This is a genomic window from Candidatus Chloroploca mongolica (assembly GCF_004762035.2).
GTDB lineage: Bacteria > Chloroflexota > Chloroflexia > Chloroflexales > Chloroflexaceae > Chloroploca > Chloroploca mongolica.
This window is the reverse complement of record NZ_SIJK02000008.1, coordinates 34,819-49,611: the sequence shown is the minus strand read 5'-3', so window position 1 is coordinate 49,611 and position 14,793 is coordinate 34,819. Positions and strand designations below refer to the sequence as shown.

Below are 14,793 nucleotides of genomic sequence, written 5' to 3'. Positions count from 1 at the left end.
CGAATTCCCTTTGCTAAGCATCGCCCCTGTCCGCGCTCAGCCAGTACCCCACGGCATGGGCGAGCATCAACCCAACCATGAGTGCTGCCCCTGGAAGCAAACCGCTGCCCACCGCCCCGAGGCCGAGCACGATGGTCAGGGCGCTGACGACTAGCGCCGTCTGGAGCGCCAGCGTGCGCGTCGCCAACCCGGACGCAATGGCCCCGCTCCCGCCCGAAATGCCCGTGGCGACGGCGAGTGTGTCGGTGTCAGCATCAGCATATTTATCGGCGTAGTGGGCCGCCAGGTTGGCGAGCAGTGTGAGGTTGAGCGCGAGCAATTGGCGCTCCCAGGCGATGGGCAAACCCTCGTACTTCGCAATCGCGACGCCAACTGCATAAGCCAGCCCTCCGCTGGCGAGAATGATGGGGCGACTCATCTGCCAGAGGCCGCGCCACGGAAAGGACTGATCTGGCTGCTGCGACTCAGGCTGCTTCACGGGTGCTCTCTCTCCGGTCATCTAAGCGCAATTGGCTCATACCCTGGAACGACGGCCCGCAGGCGTTCGATCATCGGTGGCAGAACCTCGAGCACATAGTCAATCTCTTCGCGCGAGTTGCTGGCCCCAAGCGAAAAACGTACCGAGCCATTTGCCTCGTCGGGACTCATCCCCAGGGCCACCAGGACGTGCGATGGCTCCAGTGAGCCCGAGGTACACGCCGAGCCGCTGCTTGCGGCGATGCCGGCCTGGTCGAGCAACAAGAGGATGCTTTCGCCCTCGACCCCGGCAAAGCCGAGGTTCGCATTATTTGGGAGGCGTTCGGTGCGGTCGCCATTGAGCCAGCTCTGCGGTACCCGGTCGAGCACCCCATCAATCAGGCGATCCCGCAGCATGCGCATCCGTGCCGCATAGGTGATGCGCCGTTCTTCGGCACGGGTGAGGGCCGCCGCCAACCCAACGATCCCTGGCACATTCTCGGTGCCGGCCCGTCGCCGCCGCTCCTGCGCTCCACCGTTGATCTGCGAGAGCAACGGTGTGCCCCGGCGTACATAGAGCAGCCCGGCCCCTTTGGGTCCATAGCATTTGTGCGCCGTCAGGCTCAGCAGATCAACCTTGAGCGCCTCAACATCGAGTGGCAATGACCCCGGTGCCTGCACCGCATCGGTATGCACAAGCACCCCACGCTCACGACAGAGCGCCCCGATGGCGGCGATGGGCTGGATGGTGCCAATCTCGTTGTTCGCATACATCACCGAGACCAGGACGGTATCGGGACGGAGCGCCTGTGCAAGCGCTTCAGGTTCAACCAGGCCGGCTGCATTGACGGGCAAGACGGTCAAGGCAAAGCCATCGTGGGTCAGATACTCGGCGGCGTGCAGCACCGCGTGATGCTCAATCGCACTGACGATCACATGTGCCCCTTTGCCATGGGCACGCTGAGCCAGGGCCGCGCCCTTGACTGCTAGATTGGCCCCCTCGCTGCCCCCGCCCGTAAAGACGATCTCGCGACGGGTACATCCAAGCACCAGCGCCACCTGCTCGCGCGCATCATCAAGCGCCTGCAGCGCCATGCGCCCGGCATGATGGATGCTTGAAGGATTGCCGGCATACTGCGTAAAATAGGGCAACATCGCCTCGAGTACCTCGGGATCAACCGGGGTCGTTGAGGCATGATCGAGATAAATCTGGCGCTCGCGCATAGCTTTTGTTGTCCCTTGCTATGGAGGGCTGATGCCCTAAAAACCCATGCTTATGCGAGGGTAAACGACCAGCAACGCTGGTCGTTTACCCTCGCATAAGCGAGATTCCTGGGGGCCTGTGGCCCCAAACCTGGCTTCGTTCGCTGGGCAAACGGCCAGCAACGCTAGCCGTTTGCCCAGCGAACGAACGACTCCTGGGGGCTTGCGAACCCATACGTATGAATGTGAGGGCTACCGCCCTCAACCCTCGTGCGCATGCTGGTGCAAAACAGCGAAGCTGTCTTTGCACCAGCATACGCGAGCTTCCTGGGGCCGCAGGCCCCCAAACACCCGCCGGAGGCCTTCCTTATTCTAGTATACCATACCAATAAATCGAACACTCGTTCGTTAAACTCTTGACAATAGAACAGATGAACGTATGGCGGTTCTCGTCTCCCCGACGAGGGTTTTATCCCACACAAATGAGGGATTCATGTGGGATAGTGTGGGATACTGTGGGTATATCTAGTTGCTACGTGTAAAACGATTGTGTGCATTGGCCAGTGCCGCTCTTGCATCATTCGTATATAATAGAGCTGCAACTTCCCTTTCTTGCGGCACGTCCTATGCGCAAGAAGTCGATTGGCTTGCTTGTGAAGGAGAACGCATATGGCTATGATACGACAATCGTCGGTTCCTGAAATGCTTACCCAGAGCACTGATCTTATGACCAATCCGAGTGTCGAGAAGTTCGAGCGCTACGAGCGCTATGGCACCCTCGGCAATGCGGCGGTCTATGTGTTAGCAGCTATTGCTATCTCGGCAGTGCTTGGGTTTGTTGGTTCGTTCTTGCCTGGTACGCCTCGTCCCAGTTTCCTGGGCGTCTTTGATACCATTCTGCGCGGCCTGGCCCAGTTCTTTATCTTCACGGGCATGGTCTACTTTATGGGCAAGAAACTCTATGCTGGTGATGGTACCTGGGACGAAGTGGCCTATACCTTCTCGCTCTTCATTGCGCCACTGATTGCCATTGGAGCCGTGATTACGTTCATTGTTACGCTCTTTGCATGGATTCCGTTCATTGGCGCCCTTGTCGGTCTGATTGGCTTGCTGGTGAGCCTGGTGTTGATGGTGGTGCAGATCTACTACGCCTATCTGGGTGTTCAGTCGAGCATGAACTTGCGCGACTCGACCCAGACGCTGATTGTGCTTGTCTTGTCGTTTCTCGCGTCGGGCCTGATCATGGGCATTATCTCCTGGTTCTTGTAGACCTATGAAATTTCTCCATCTGGCCGATCTTCATCTTGGCGTTGAAAATTACGGGCGTGTCGATCCGGCAACGGGTCTGCACACCCGTTTCCTTGATTATCTTGATCGACTTGATGATGCGCTTGCCTTTGGCCTGGCCGAGCAGGTCGATCTGGTCTTGATCTCCGGCGATATCTATAAAACACGCGCCCCCAATCCGACCCATCAGCGTGAGTTTGCCCGTCGGATCAATCGTGTCCGCTCAGCCGGGGTGCCGATCTTTATTCTGACGGGCAATCACGATATTTCGCCGGCACTCGGCAAAGCCCATTCGGTCGCGATCTTTGATGCGTTGGGGGTCGAGGGGGTCACGATTGCCGATCGCCTTGCGTTGCATGTGATCCCGACGGCCTCAGGCCCGCTGCAGATTATGGCGATCCCCTGGGTTACGCGCCACATGCTGATGACCCGCGAAGAGATGCGCAATGCGTCGTTTGTCCAGATTGATTATGAGTTGCGTCGCCGCCTCGAGCGCTTTGTGATCGAGACGGCTGCGAAACTCGATCCGGCCTTGCCTGCGATCATTGCCTTCCACGGGAGTCTCGATGGCGCTGAGGTTGGCGCCGAACGTGCGATGACCCTTGGGCAGGATCTTGTCTTGCCTCGTTCCGTGATGGCGCAGCCCGGTATTGCTTATGTTGCGCTCGGCCATATCCATAAGCATCAGGCCCTCGCGCAGGATCCGCCGATGGTCTACCCTGGTAGTCTCGAACGGGTTGACTTTGGTGAATATGCCGATCCCAAGGGCTGTGTCCTCGTGACCATCGAAGGCAATCAAGCCCGCTGGCAGTTTCATCAGTTGTCGGCCCGCCCCTTTGTCACTATTCAACACGATGTTCGTGCCAGCAGTGATCCGATGGGGTTGATCCAGACGCTGATCTCTCGCCACGATCTGCGCGAAGCAGTCGTTCGCCTCAACCTCCAGGCTACCCGTGAACAGGTGCCTCTGCTCCGCGAGGATGTGCTGCGTACGATGCTCTCCGACGCGGGTTCTTTTGTGATTGCTGCGATCACCATTGATGTTGAACGTACTGGGCGGCGCCGTATCGCTGGCCTTGAACAAGAATTAGTTGGGAGTTTGACGCCCCGGCGTGCTCTTGAACTCTACCTCAAGAGCAAGCAGCCACCCCTTGCCTCCGCACGTATCGCTGCTTTGCTGGCGGCTGCTGACGAATTGATTGCTGGTGAACAGTAGGTCGTGAGACCTCACCGGTTTTCAAGACCGGTGAGAGGCGGTCTGAAAAGTCGACGGGTTGCTCCGGAGTGTCGGCTTTAGCCGGCTAAAGCCGGCACTCCAAGGGCACGCCACGTGGTGGCGAACAGAACAATGCTGACACCCTTTTCAGACCGCCTCTGTGGTCTGACAGGCGCGCACCCTAACGGTAGCAGCCCGAGAGGAGGCCCGGTGCCATCCAAGAAAGCCTCTTTTGATCCACAACAGGCGCACCAGCTCCACGCTGATCTGGTCGACCAACTGACCCGTGATGGTCTGCTTGCTGATCCGGCGCTTGCCCGCGCCTTTCGGCTGGTGCCACGCCACCACTTTCTGCCCGACCATTCGCTTGAGCAGATCTACAGTGACCAGGCGCTTGCCGTCAAACGCAAAGCCGGTGCCTGGGTCAGTTCCTCGTCGCAGCCTGGCATGATGGCAATTATGCTGGCCCAGCTTGGCCTGCAACCGGGACACCGCGTCCTCGAAATCGGCACTGGTACGGGGTACAATGCGGCCCTGATCGCGGCCATTGTCGGCCCGAACGGGCGAGTGATCAGCCTTGATCTGGAAGCTGATCTGGTTAAATCCGCCCGCGTTCACCTCGCTCAAGCCGGGTACACCGAGGTTGACCTCCGTCACGCCGATGGAGCTTTTGGTGCGCCCGATGCCGCTCCTTTTGACCGGATCATCGTCACCGCCGGGGCCTGGGATCTCTTGCCGGCCTGGCGCACGCAGCTTGCCCCTGAGGGCCGCATTGTTGTCCCGATGACGATCTTTCCCTCTTTGATGCTCTCACTCGGCTTCGAGCAACGCGGATCAGTCTGGGAAGCGATCTCGGCCCATCCCTGCGGTTTCGTCTTGCTCCGCGGCAGCGAAGCCCATCCCGGACGCGATTGGACATCGCCGCGTCTCATTCTGCACCCGCGTGACGAACGAATCACCGTGACGCGCTCACACGCCACTATCGAAAAAGAGTGGAGTCAGATCGTCGTCGTCTGGGACGACAACGGGTGATCTGTGTGGCCCGGGAGTGCGGGCGTTCCGCCTGCGCTCCCGGGCCACGGACAGTCATTCGTCGCACGCTGGGCATCTCGATGCGCTTGAGAGACCCTTTGCGCCTTTGCGCCTTTGCGTCAAAAACATCAGCCAACATACGTCACTGACCACTCAGCACCTCTAACCCGTAGCGGGCGTGGTGATTGAGCGGATTGATCGCCAGCACGTTTTGCAGCGCCGTCCGTTGATCATCGATGTCGTCAACGGCCCCACTGAGCCAGAGCCAGCCCTCTTCGTTGGTTTCATCGGCTTCAACAACGCGCAAGAGCAATTCGAGTGCTTGTTCACGGTTGCCCTCTTGCAAGGCGACCGCCCCTTCGTAGAGCCATGTGGCAATTTGATCTTGATCCATTGGAGCATTCACCCCTTTCGTAGTAGTGACAGTACTTGGCAAAAAGGTATTGGCTTTAGCCCTTTGCGCCTTTGCGCCTTTGCGTCACAGTATCGACTTATTTCCCACACCAATAAGCTCGGCCAGAATGCTGACCGCAATCTCTTCCGGGGTCTTTGCCCCAATGGAAAGTCCGATCGGGCCTTTGATCCGGCTGAGGCTCGCTTCATCGAAGCCTTCAGCACGCAGCCGTTCGAGCCGCCGGGCATGGGTTTTGGTGCTGCCAAGCGCACCGATATAGCGTGCCGGCGATTGCAGCGCCACCCGTAGGGCCGGGTCGTCAAGTTTGGGATCGTGGGTCAAAACGGCGACATAGCTGCGCGCATCGAGGCGTCCGGTCAGGGCTTCATCCGGCCACGCGACGATCAGTTCATCAACATGGGCAAAGCGCTCGGGGCTGGCAAACGCGGCCCGTGCGTCAACGACGATGGTGCGCATTCCAATCAGGTGCGCCATCGCGGCGAGCCCCACGGCAATATGCACGCCCCCCACAAGAAAGAGCTTGGCCGGAGGATTGAAGCTTGCTACAAAGACCCGTGTTGCGCCCTGTGCTGCTTCAATGACCCGGCTTGTTCCGTGGGCAAGTAGATCAGTTGCCGCCGTGATGACCACCTGATCAAGCCTCGCCTGGCCCAGTGCGCCGTGGCTTTCCCCCCCTGCTTCTACCACCAGATGCGCCCCAACATGCTCGTTCCCCGCGATGACGGTCGCCACGGCAATGGCTTCTTCTTCCAGCAGCGCGGCACGAACCAGAGGATAGACGCTTGTGGTGTCCAGTGGCGCAACAAAGACCTCGATCGTGCCTCCACACGCCAACCCGACCTCCCAGGCTGTCTCGTCGCTGACGCCAAACGTAAGCAATCGCGCCTGACCACTGGCAAGCACGGCATGGCACTGTTCGACCACCGCCCCCTCGACGCACCCGCCGCTCACCGAGCCGGCCATGCGCCCGCTGGCTGTGACGGCCATCGTCGCGCCGACCTGGCGCGGCGATGACCCCATCGTTTGTACCACGGTCGCCAGGGCTACCTGCTCGCCGTCTGCCAGCCATTGATCAAGCGTTGGGATCAATTCACGCATAACCTGGTTGCCCTCTTGTTACCCTGTTCAGGCTGCTGTCTCGAAAACCCCTGGGAGCCGCAAATCGCCAGCATAAAACCCCTGGGGGCCGCAAATCGCCAGCAGCCTCACAGAGCGGGCGTTAGCCCGCTCTGTGAGGCTCGATCAACTCAAGCATCTTCTTCACCAGGGCTTGATCAAGCTCATCGAGCTGCCGCCCTAGCACGTTCAGGTTCCGTTCACCTTGCCAGATCTGACTCACGGCCTGGCGCAGTTGCCACCCTTTGCGTTCCAGTTCAACCAGGGCCGTCTCGATATCGCCGCGTTCGCGCTCATCGCCTGTCGCTACCGCAGCAATGCCCTGCAGCAACGGCTCAAACTGGCGTATTGCCTCAGTCACATCGTCGTCACTCCGCGCCGTACTGACCACCCCCGCCGTCATGAGTCGTTCAAGGATCAGCTCGCGTTCGGCCAGGGGCAGGGCATCCAGCGCAAATTGCAGGCCCTCGACATCACCGCGCTCGAGCGCACCGCGCACCGCCGGCGGTAGACTGGTGAGCAGTTCCTCGGTCAAACCGGTATGGGCATCTTCGGCGGCAAAACGATGGCGTTCGGCAAAATCGGTCAGGCCAAGCTGCGTAAAGAGCGAGGCCGCTTCTTCGAGATAGGGGCGCGCAAGATCGGGCCGCCCGCGACGGCGCAGGGCCCACCCATAATTGCCAATCTGAGCCGCCGCCGCATACTGTTCCCCCGCTGCCCAGTAGAGCTTGACGGCTTGATTGAGCAGATCGGTTGCCTGCGGCAGATTGCCCTGCTCAAGCAATGTATGCCCGCGCTTGACCAAGGCATCGGCTTGGGCTTTTGGATCGTTCATCTCCATAACCTACGACTCGCTATCGCTGTTCGGTGTATACTGAATACGAATAGTTGCATTATATATCAATCATGCTCGCCGCTGGGTCTGTGTGTCGTAGGCCCAGCGGCGAGCATGGCAAGTCTATGGCAGATGATGACACAACGGCTCCTTCTTTTGCTTACAACGTTCGTGGTGATCGGTATGGTTGCGTTTGCGGTCACGCGGAGCAGCTGGGCTAATCGTCCGCAGGCCTATACCCCTCAAGGGCCAGGGGACGTGTATCTGGCCCTGGGTGATTCGTTGCCTTGGGGCTTTCGGCTCGACGATCGCCAGCAGGATGGCTTTCCTGGCTTGATTGCGGCTAACCTGGGCGCTTCTGGTCTCCCCGAACTGGTAAATCTGGCGGTGCCGGGCGAGACGAGTAGCTCGTTTGTCGCCGGTCAATTGCCGCGTGCGTTGGCCTATCTCCGCGATACGCGCCAGCAGGGCCGTCGCGTGAGTCCGCTTACGCTGACCATTGGGGGCAACGACCTGATCAGAGTCGAGCGCGCTCCTGCCGCTGAGCGTGAAGCGGCAATCCAGATCTTTCAGCGCAATCTTGCCGAGGCGTTGGATGTGCTCCGTGCAGCCGCTGGTGCGCAGGCTGACATCGCGGTGATGACCTACTATAACCCGTATGGTGGCGATCCTACCATGGAGGGCAGTGATGCCTACTGGGTTGAGCGCCTCAATCAGGTGATCCGCGCAGAGGCTGGCCGACGTGGGGTGGCCGTTGCCGAGGTCTATACCGCCTTTGTCGGTGGCCGCGAGTATACCCACACCTTTGCCCTCTTTGATGATGTCCACGCCAATGCTCAGGGCCATCGCCTGATTGCCGAGACCTTCTTGCAGGCGCTCAGTTACGAAACCGCCCAGCGCTAAACCGCTCTTTTTCATCCCACGAGGGGTCAACGAGGCTGACGAAGTCAGTCTCGTTGACCCCTCGTAGCACCCTTCTGTTGCCATATGCTCAGCTACAGTTAATATTCTATTACTGCACAAAACGCTCGCTCAGCGTACAGTCAGCGTATATTGGCCCGCGAGACTTTTCGCGGGCTTCTGGTGGCTATCTTTTTCCACTGTTGCGTGTGAGTGAGGCTCTGTATGGCAAATTCCGATGCTTTTCTGGTCTATCCGCGTCAGGAGTTCCCTGCCCGTCCGGTTGCCGAGCGTCTGCAGGATTATCACGAGATCTACCAGCATGTTGAACCAGGGACGTTAATGCAGCAGGGCGAGCGTTGCCTCGACTGTGGCATTCCCTATTGTCACGTGGCCTGTCCGCTTGGTAACTATATTCCTGGCTGGAATAGTCTGGTGGCCGAGGGCGATTGGCAACGAGCGTGTGCTCAGGTGCATGCCGATAATAACTTTCCCGAGTTCACCGGTCATCTCTGCCCTGCTTTGTGTGAAGGTTCATGTACCCTCGGGCTCAACTTTGCCCCGGTCTCGATCCGTCTGCTTGAGCTTGAGGCGGTTGAGCGCGGGTTTGCCGAAGGTTGGATCAAACCGCAACCCCCTCGTTTCCTCACGGGCAAGCGTGTTGCCGTGGTTGGCTCAGGGCCTGCGGGTCTGGCGGCAGCGCAGCAATTGCGGCGGATGGGTCACGAGGTGACGGTCTTTGAGCGCGACGATCGCCTTGGTGGTCTCTTGCGCTATGGCATTCCCGATTTCAAACTCGAAAAGCAGACCCTCGAGCGCCGTCTGGCTCAGCTTGAAGCCGAGGGTGTGGTCTTTTGCACTGGGGTCAATGTTGGGGTTGATGTCGAGGGTGCGCAGTTGTGCCACGATTTTGATGCGGTCTTGCTTGCCGGCGGTGCCCAGCAGCCACGCGATCTGATGGTTGAAGGCCGCGAGCTCAAGGGTGTCCATTTTGCGATGGAGTTTTTGAGCCAGCAGAATCGGCGCTGTGCGGGCGATGAGATTGATCCTGCCCGTGAACTGACCGCCCGGGGCAAGCACGTCCTCGTGATTGGCGGCGGCGATACAGGGGCCGATTGTGTGGGCACCTCGCTGCGCCAGGGTGCGCTTTCGGTCACCTCGTTTGAACTGTTGCCCCAACCGCCAGTGCAGCGCTCGGCGAACAACCCCTGGCCCGAATGGCCGCGCGTGCAGCGATCCTCTTCTTCGCACGAAGAGGGTGGCGAACGCCGTTATTGCGTGCTGACCCAACGGCTCCTTGGCAATGCCCAGGGCCACGTCGAGGCGGTCGAGGCCGTTGAGGTATGTTGGGTGTCGGATGCTCAGGGTGGCCAGCGCATGGAAGTTGTGCCTGACTCGCAGTTTACCCTGCCCTGCGATCTTGTGCTGCTGGCGATGGGCTTTACCGGGCCTGTCCGTGGCGGCCTGCTTGAGCAGCTCGGGGTTGCCCTCAACGAGCGTGGCGCCCTTGCCACCAATGCCCAGAAGATGACGTCGCGCCCCGGTGTCTTTGCCGCTGGCGATATGAGCCGTGGTCAATCGCTCGTCGTCTGGGCGATTGCTGAAGGCCGCGCCGCCGCCGAAGGGGTCAATCAGTTTCTGGCTGGGTAGTTGACCCACTCTTCATACGTGCTTCTCTGCCAACACAGCCAGCATTGCTGGTTGTGTTGGCAGAGAAGCACTCATGCCTTCTTTTGCACACGCTGCTTCATATAGGCTCGCACTGCCAGTACCGCCAGGGTTACAGCGGTCAAGGGCAAGACAAACGCGATCATGACGCTGCTATACTCGGGCAATGCTTCGTGATGGGTTGCTGCAAGAACCAGATAGGCCGTATACGCAATGTAGTAGCCCATAAAGAGGAACCCCTCCCAGCGGGCAATCATCATGCGGGTAAAAAAGATCGGCAGACACGCGACGGCAACCGCGATCATCACCGGAATGTCAAAGACAATCGCTGATTGCGGTACCGCGATCCCGTCTGGTGTTACTAATGCTGCCACCCCCAGGATGCCCAGGATGTTGAAGATATTGCTGCCGACCACATTGCCTACCGCGAGATCGCGCTGATTGCGGATCGTCGCAATCACCGAGGTGACGACTTCGGGCAACGATGTGCCGACAGCAACAATCGTGAGTCCGATGACCACATCGCTGACCCCCAGGGCCTGCGCAAGTTCAACCGCACCATCAACCAGCCAGCCTGCGCCCAGTACCAGGACAATCAGCCCACCTAGAACCAGCCCAATGTTGGTCAGGATTTGCGCCATGCTACTTTGCGGTGCCGGTGCTTGCGCCTTCCCCAGTTTTTCAGCGGCAGCTTGATTTTGGGCCGTCTCTTGCCGACTACTAATGACAGACCACGTGACATAACTCAGAATGCCAAGGAAGAGCACCCCTCCCTCAGGTCGCGAAATGTGCCCATCCAGCGCCAGGAAGCCAAGCAAGAAGGAAACGCCGATCATAATCGGCACATCGCGGCGCACGACCTGGAGCGAGACAACCAGTGGGGCGATGAGGGCGCAGAGTCCCAGGATGAATAGGACATTGAAGATATTGCTGCCCACAACATTGCCTAGCGCAAGGTCGGCGTTGCCACTGAGACCTGCCTGAAGACTGACGGCCAATTCAGGTGAACTGGTACCAAACGAGACGACAGTTAGCCCAATCACCAGTGGCGAGATGCCTGCGACCGCAGCCAATGCCGACGCACCACGCACCAGCAATTCACCCCCGATCACTAGACAAACCAGACCGACCGCAATGAGTCCGAGCGAGATCCAATCCATAGAGATGCACAACCTTTTATTGTAGTTTGGCAGGGTTTCCAGGCTACACTATAGTACCGTTCAGGGCTATCCACTGCGTCTTGATCCGCTCGATCTGACCCCTGAACCCTTGTCTTGCCGAGATGCTTTCAGTGCATCCAGAGGATGATACCACACATTGTTGGGTGAGCTTTGCTGTGTACATGCCGAGCCGTTGATGCTCTTCTGTCTGTACGGCAAAAGCTGCTTGTAGGGTGCCAAGCCGAGATTTTTACGGTATTTCAATACTATCCCCTTGTTAAACGGTGTACTATGACAAGTACCATTCAAGGTACACCCGGTCTTCTGCATTGAACCCAAAGGAGTAGTCTGTGCATCGTTTTGTTCATCTCGTCTGGCGTCGCTTTCTGCCGCTCTTGTTGCTGTTTGGTCTGCTTGCCACCGTTTCTATTCCTGCTGCTCGTGCCAATGACGAGCCTTCGCTGGCGGTGTCGCAAGCGTTGTTTACCCGCGATACTTCAGCCAATGAGGCAACTCAACTCGATGAACTGGTGCCTGGCATCCGGGCCGAGCTTCGTACCACCGTCACGAATCTCACCGATGCGCCAATCTTTGTGAAGATCAGTTGGCAGGAAGCGACCTTTGGGGCGCGTACTGCCACCGAGCAAGATCCTGATGAAGACCAGGTGCTCCGCCTGACCAGTGGTGAAAGCCGCAGCTTTGCGCGTCCTGTGCCGCCGATGCCGCTGATGGAGCCGACGTTTCAGGCGACACTGGTTGATCAAGTGTTGAGCAGTACGGTTACCGCCTGTGTTTTGGCGAATCCCAATGCGGTTGAAGATCCCTGTCCTGACCCCGAACTGGCGCCTGCTACTTCGGTGCGTCATGTGTTGAATATTCCGCTTCGCATGAATGATCTCGGCGACGCGCCCGATAGCACCAATCACGCTGGTGTGCCTATGCTGGCGTATCCTACTATTCAGGCGAATTTTCCGACGGTCTTTGCTCCCGCGACCGGCACACCTTCCGGGCCGCTGCATGTTGATCCGCGTCCGTTCCACCTTGGCCCACGAGTCAGTCTTGAGGCTGAAGCAGATCTTGGCCCAGATCAGGATCCGCGCAATAATCTTGTGCCATCCGCTAATCGCCCCGATAACGACCGTGCCGATGATGGCATTCGTCTTGATCCAGCCACCCTCAAGCATTGCGAGCCAGCCAGGGTTGGTGCGCTCGTCTTTGTGACGCCTGCGTTCAAGGCTGCTGCACTTGAAGCTGGCGTGACCCAGGGCTACCTGAATATCTGGCTCGATGGCAATCGTGATGGCGATTGGGCTGATGCGGTCGAGTGCCCCGAGGGGAGCAGTGCCGCTGTTGCGGTTGAGCATATCCTCATTGATGCGCCAATTGATCTCGCGAGCCTCAACCCCGGTCTCAATCCGTTGACCTTCATGACCGGTGCGGTGCCGTGGCCTGATGCGTTGCAAGAGCGTCCGGCCTGGCTGCGGGCAACCCTGAGTCTTGAGCCTTCGAGCAAACCGTTGACGGTCGGTGATGTGCGCTATGGCGATGGCCGTGGCCTCGAAGATGCCCAGGGTAATGCGTTGCGCTTCCGTCATGGGGAGACCGAGGATTATCTCATCAATCGCCGCGGTGCAGCGACTCAACCCGAGTTGCAGGTGCGCAAGGTGGGCCGCGTTGTCTTCGATGCGGATCTTGGTGAACGCATTGCGGTCTGGCTCATCGAGTATCGCAATACGGGTAGCGCCGTTGCCGAAAATGTGGTGATCACTGATGCTATCACCGGTCTGAATATCAATGAGTTGCTCATTGATGTGCAGAGTAACCCTGAAGTTGAGCCAACTGCCGAAGAGAATCGACTCAGTTTTGCCGTTGGCAAGCTTGATCCCGATACCGGTGGGCGCATTGTCGTTCGTACGCGCCTTCCCGCGACGACCGGGCGTGCCGCGCTGATCAATACGGTCACGATGCGGGCTGACGCCACGAGCAATTCGAATGCGTCTGCGACGATCCGCATTGGCCTGCCCGCGCCAATCATTGTTGCCCCTGGCTCGGGGGTGACGTGCAATGCTGAGGTGACGGTGCGCGGCCTTGCGACCCCGGGGGCCGAGGTGCGCCTCTTCAATGCGAGCGGGGCTACCGTTGGTTCCCCGACGACGGCAGGGCCAAATGGGCGCTGGCAAATTGCTGTCACCCTGAACCAGGGGCGCAATCAACTCTATGCGCAGGCCCGCCTTGGCGAGCAAACAAGTCCTCGTTCGGCACCCCTGGCGATCTTTGTGAATCCGAATCTGCCCTTCGATCCGCTTAGCATGGTCTTTAGCGAAGAAGGCACGAATACACGGACGCGTCCGGAGGATCGGCGTGGGATTACTTCTCCCGATGGCTGGTTTGTCCATTTGCGCCCCAATACCACCTATACCTTCAGTGTCCGTTCGTGTTGTGACGACGCCGAAGCGGCGTTGACCCTGCAAATACGGGGGCTTGATCCGATCGTGTTGACCGATGCAACCGGCAATGGCATCTATACCGGTACCTTTACCACCGGGGATCTGGCTGAGGATGTGGCGTTCCGGTTGACGGTTGTCTGTGGTGCGCAAAACACTGAAAGTAGTGGACTGCTGACGTCCTTCGAGGACGTGCAGATCCTCGATGGCCGTACCGATACGCCAATCGTCACCGCCACCGTGACGTTCTATCGCATGACGACGGATGGCTTCAGCGACGTGCCGCTCGACTATCAGGATGACGAATTCCAGAACCCGATCAATCCTGATGCCAATGGGCGCTTTGGCTTTACCGTTAACCCCCGCTCCCTGCTCGTGCGTGTTCAGGCCGATGGCTTCCAACCCGTAATCATTCGGAGTAGCAATGCGTTGGGCAACTTTGAGATCCAGGATCTGCTGAGCGTGCCGCGGGTTGCCCCTTCGGGTGAGCCGGAAGATGGCCTAGGCACGATCACGCCTGCCATACACTGGCGAGAGCCATTGACGGCAACGCTCCGTCTCTCGCCCTCGTTCGGTGGGGGGGGCCGCTATCGCCAGATCATCGGTTCAGGTGGCTTTGAGGGTTCGTCACTCAATATTCAACCTGGCTCGGTCGTCGAGTTTGTCAACAGCGATATCTGGGAAAACGAGCTTTTGGTGCCGCGTCAACCCGAAGGCTCGCCCGATCCTCGCCCCCGCGTGGCGCCCCAGCACGGCGACCATGATCATGATCACGCGCAAGGAGCGTTGTTCACCACGGGCTTGATTGCCCCTGGCGGCAGCTTCTTTGCCACCTTTGATGAACCTGGCGTCTATACGATCAGTGACGCCGAAAATGGCTTCAATACGCTCACTGTGCTTGTTGAAGCCTCGGCACCCCCACCCGGAGGGCGTTTCCAGGTCTTCTTGCCCGTGCTCCAACGCTAACGTGCTTGTTCCGGCAATTCCGCGTAGGGTAGTGCAAGAGGCTAGCAAAGCTAGCCTCTTGCGCTACCCTACGCGGGGCCTGGGGGAGGCAAAGC

At 59.0% G+C, this 14,793-nt stretch carries 12 protein-coding genes; 6 read left to right on the top strand and 6 right to left on the bottom strand.

The window, feature by feature from the left end; genetic code table 11:
- Positions 1-13: 13 nt before the first annotated feature.
- Positions 14-478 (bottom strand): UbiA prenyltransferase family protein, encoded by a 465-nt coding sequence (locus EYB53_RS06420; protein ID WP_135477383.1) that lies wholly within the window; start codon positions 476-478, stop codon positions 14-16.
- A gap of 17 nt (positions 479-495) precedes the next feature.
- Positions 496-1,680 (bottom strand): cysteine desulfurase family protein, encoded by a 1,185-nt coding sequence (locus EYB53_RS06415; RefSeq protein ID WP_135477382.1) that lies wholly within the window; start codon positions 1,678-1,680, stop codon positions 496-498.
- A 648-nt stretch (positions 1,681-2,328) separates the two neighbouring features.
- Here EYB53_RS06415 and EYB53_RS06410 point away from each other — a divergent pair.
- The 3 genes from EYB53_RS06410 (at position 2,329) to EYB53_RS06400 (ending at position 5,194) form a co-directional block, all read left to right on the top strand.
- Positions 2,329-2,928, top strand: coding sequence for a YIP1 family protein (locus EYB53_RS06410; protein WP_135477381.1), 600 nt, complete (start codon positions 2,329-2,331; stop codon positions 2,926-2,928).
- A 4-nt stretch (positions 2,929-2,932) separates the two neighbouring features.
- A complete protein-coding gene (locus EYB53_RS06405) occupies positions 2,933-4,162 on the top strand; it encodes a metallophosphoesterase family protein (RefSeq protein ID WP_135477380.1) in 1,230 nt (409 codons plus the stop codon).
- A gap of 210 nt (positions 4,163-4,372) precedes the next feature.
- The gene (locus EYB53_RS06400; protein WP_167857287.1) at positions 4,373-5,194 is read left to right on the top strand and encodes a methyltransferase domain-containing protein; all 822 of its coding nucleotides are present in this window, start codon (positions 4,373-4,375) and stop codon (positions 5,192-5,194) included.
- Between the two features lie 142 nt (positions 5,195-5,336).
- Here the strand turns inward: EYB53_RS06400 and EYB53_RS06395 are convergent, their stop codons facing one another.
- From EYB53_RS06395 to EYB53_RS06380, 3 genes are all read right to left on the bottom strand, one after another.
- Complete coding sequence (locus EYB53_RS06395; protein WP_135477378.1) at positions 5,337-5,588, bottom strand: tetratricopeptide repeat protein; 252 nt, start codon at positions 5,586-5,588, stop codon at positions 5,337-5,339.
- Positions 5,589-5,672: 84 nt separating this feature from the next.
- Positions 5,673-6,707 carry an XdhC family protein gene (locus EYB53_RS06390; protein ID WP_135477377.1) on the bottom strand — a complete coding sequence of 345 codons (1,035 nt, stop codon included), beginning with the start codon at positions 6,705-6,707 and terminating at the stop codon, positions 5,673-5,675.
- A gap of 121 nt (positions 6,708-6,828) precedes the next feature.
- Entirely contained in the window at positions 6,829-7,560 is a 732-nt protein-coding gene (locus EYB53_RS06380; RefSeq protein WP_135477376.1) for a tetratricopeptide repeat protein, read from the bottom strand.
- Positions 7,561-7,743: 183 nt separating this feature from the next.
- Between EYB53_RS06380 and EYB53_RS06375 the strand changes: the two genes are divergently transcribed.
- On the top strand, positions 7,744-8,463 hold the full coding sequence (locus tag EYB53_RS06375; protein ID WP_167857286.1) for an SGNH/GDSL hydrolase family protein: 720 nt from the start codon (positions 7,744-7,746) through the stop codon (positions 8,461-8,463).
- 222 nt (positions 8,464-8,685) lie between these two features.
- The gene (locus EYB53_RS06370; RefSeq protein ID WP_135477374.1) at positions 8,686-10,110 is read left to right on the top strand and encodes a glutamate synthase subunit beta; all 1,425 of its coding nucleotides are present in this window, start codon (positions 8,686-8,688) and stop codon (positions 10,108-10,110) included.
- A gap of 71 nt (positions 10,111-10,181) precedes the next feature.
- Here EYB53_RS06370 and EYB53_RS06365 read toward each other — a convergent pair whose 3' ends face one another.
- Entirely contained in the window at positions 10,182-11,288 is a 1,107-nt protein-coding gene (locus EYB53_RS06365; RefSeq protein WP_135477373.1) for a calcium/sodium antiporter, read from the bottom strand.
- 350 nt (positions 11,289-11,638) lie between these two features.
- Between EYB53_RS06365 and EYB53_RS06360 the strand changes: the two genes are divergently transcribed.
- Positions 11,639-14,698, top strand: a complete 3,060-nt coding sequence (locus EYB53_RS06360) for a cupredoxin domain-containing protein (RefSeq protein WP_135477372.1) — start codon at positions 11,639-11,641, stop codon at positions 14,696-14,698.
- The last annotated feature ends 95 nt before the right edge of the window (positions 14,699-14,793 follow it).

What these genes read in the sequence shown, in the direction of transcription:
- EYB53_RS06415 (WP_135477382.1), bottom strand. Translation starts at nt 1,680, where the DNA reads ATGCGCGAGCGCCAGATTTATCTCGATCATGCCTCAACGACCCCGGTT.
- EYB53_RS06410 (WP_135477381.1), top strand. Translation starts at nt 2,329, where the DNA reads ATGGCTATGATACGACAATCGTCGGTTCCTGAAATGCTTACCCAGAGC.
- EYB53_RS06405 (WP_135477380.1), top strand. Translation starts at nt 2,933, where the DNA reads ATGAAATTTCTCCATCTGGCCGATCTTCATCTTGGCGTTGAAAATTAC.
- EYB53_RS06395 (WP_135477378.1), bottom strand. Translation starts at nt 5,588, where the DNA reads ATGGATCAAGATCAAATTGCCACATGGCTCTACGAAGGGGCGGTCGCC.
- EYB53_RS06390 (WP_135477377.1), bottom strand. Translation starts at nt 6,707, where the DNA reads ATGCGTGAATTGATCCCAACGCTTGATCAATGGCTGGCAGACGGCGAG.
- EYB53_RS06380 (WP_135477376.1), bottom strand. Translation starts at nt 7,560, where the DNA reads ATGAACGATCCAAAAGCCCAAGCCGATGCCTTGGTCAAGCGCGGGCAT.
- EYB53_RS06375 (WP_167857286.1), top strand. Translation starts at nt 7,744, where the DNA reads ATGGTTGCGTTTGCGGTCACGCGGAGCAGCTGGGCTAATCGTCCGCAG.
- EYB53_RS06370 (WP_135477374.1), top strand. Translation starts at nt 8,686, where the DNA reads ATGGCAAATTCCGATGCTTTTCTGGTCTATCCGCGTCAGGAGTTCCCT.
- EYB53_RS06365 (WP_135477373.1), bottom strand. Translation starts at nt 11,288, where the DNA reads ATGGATTGGATCTCGCTCGGACTCATTGCGGTCGGTCTGGTTTGTCTA.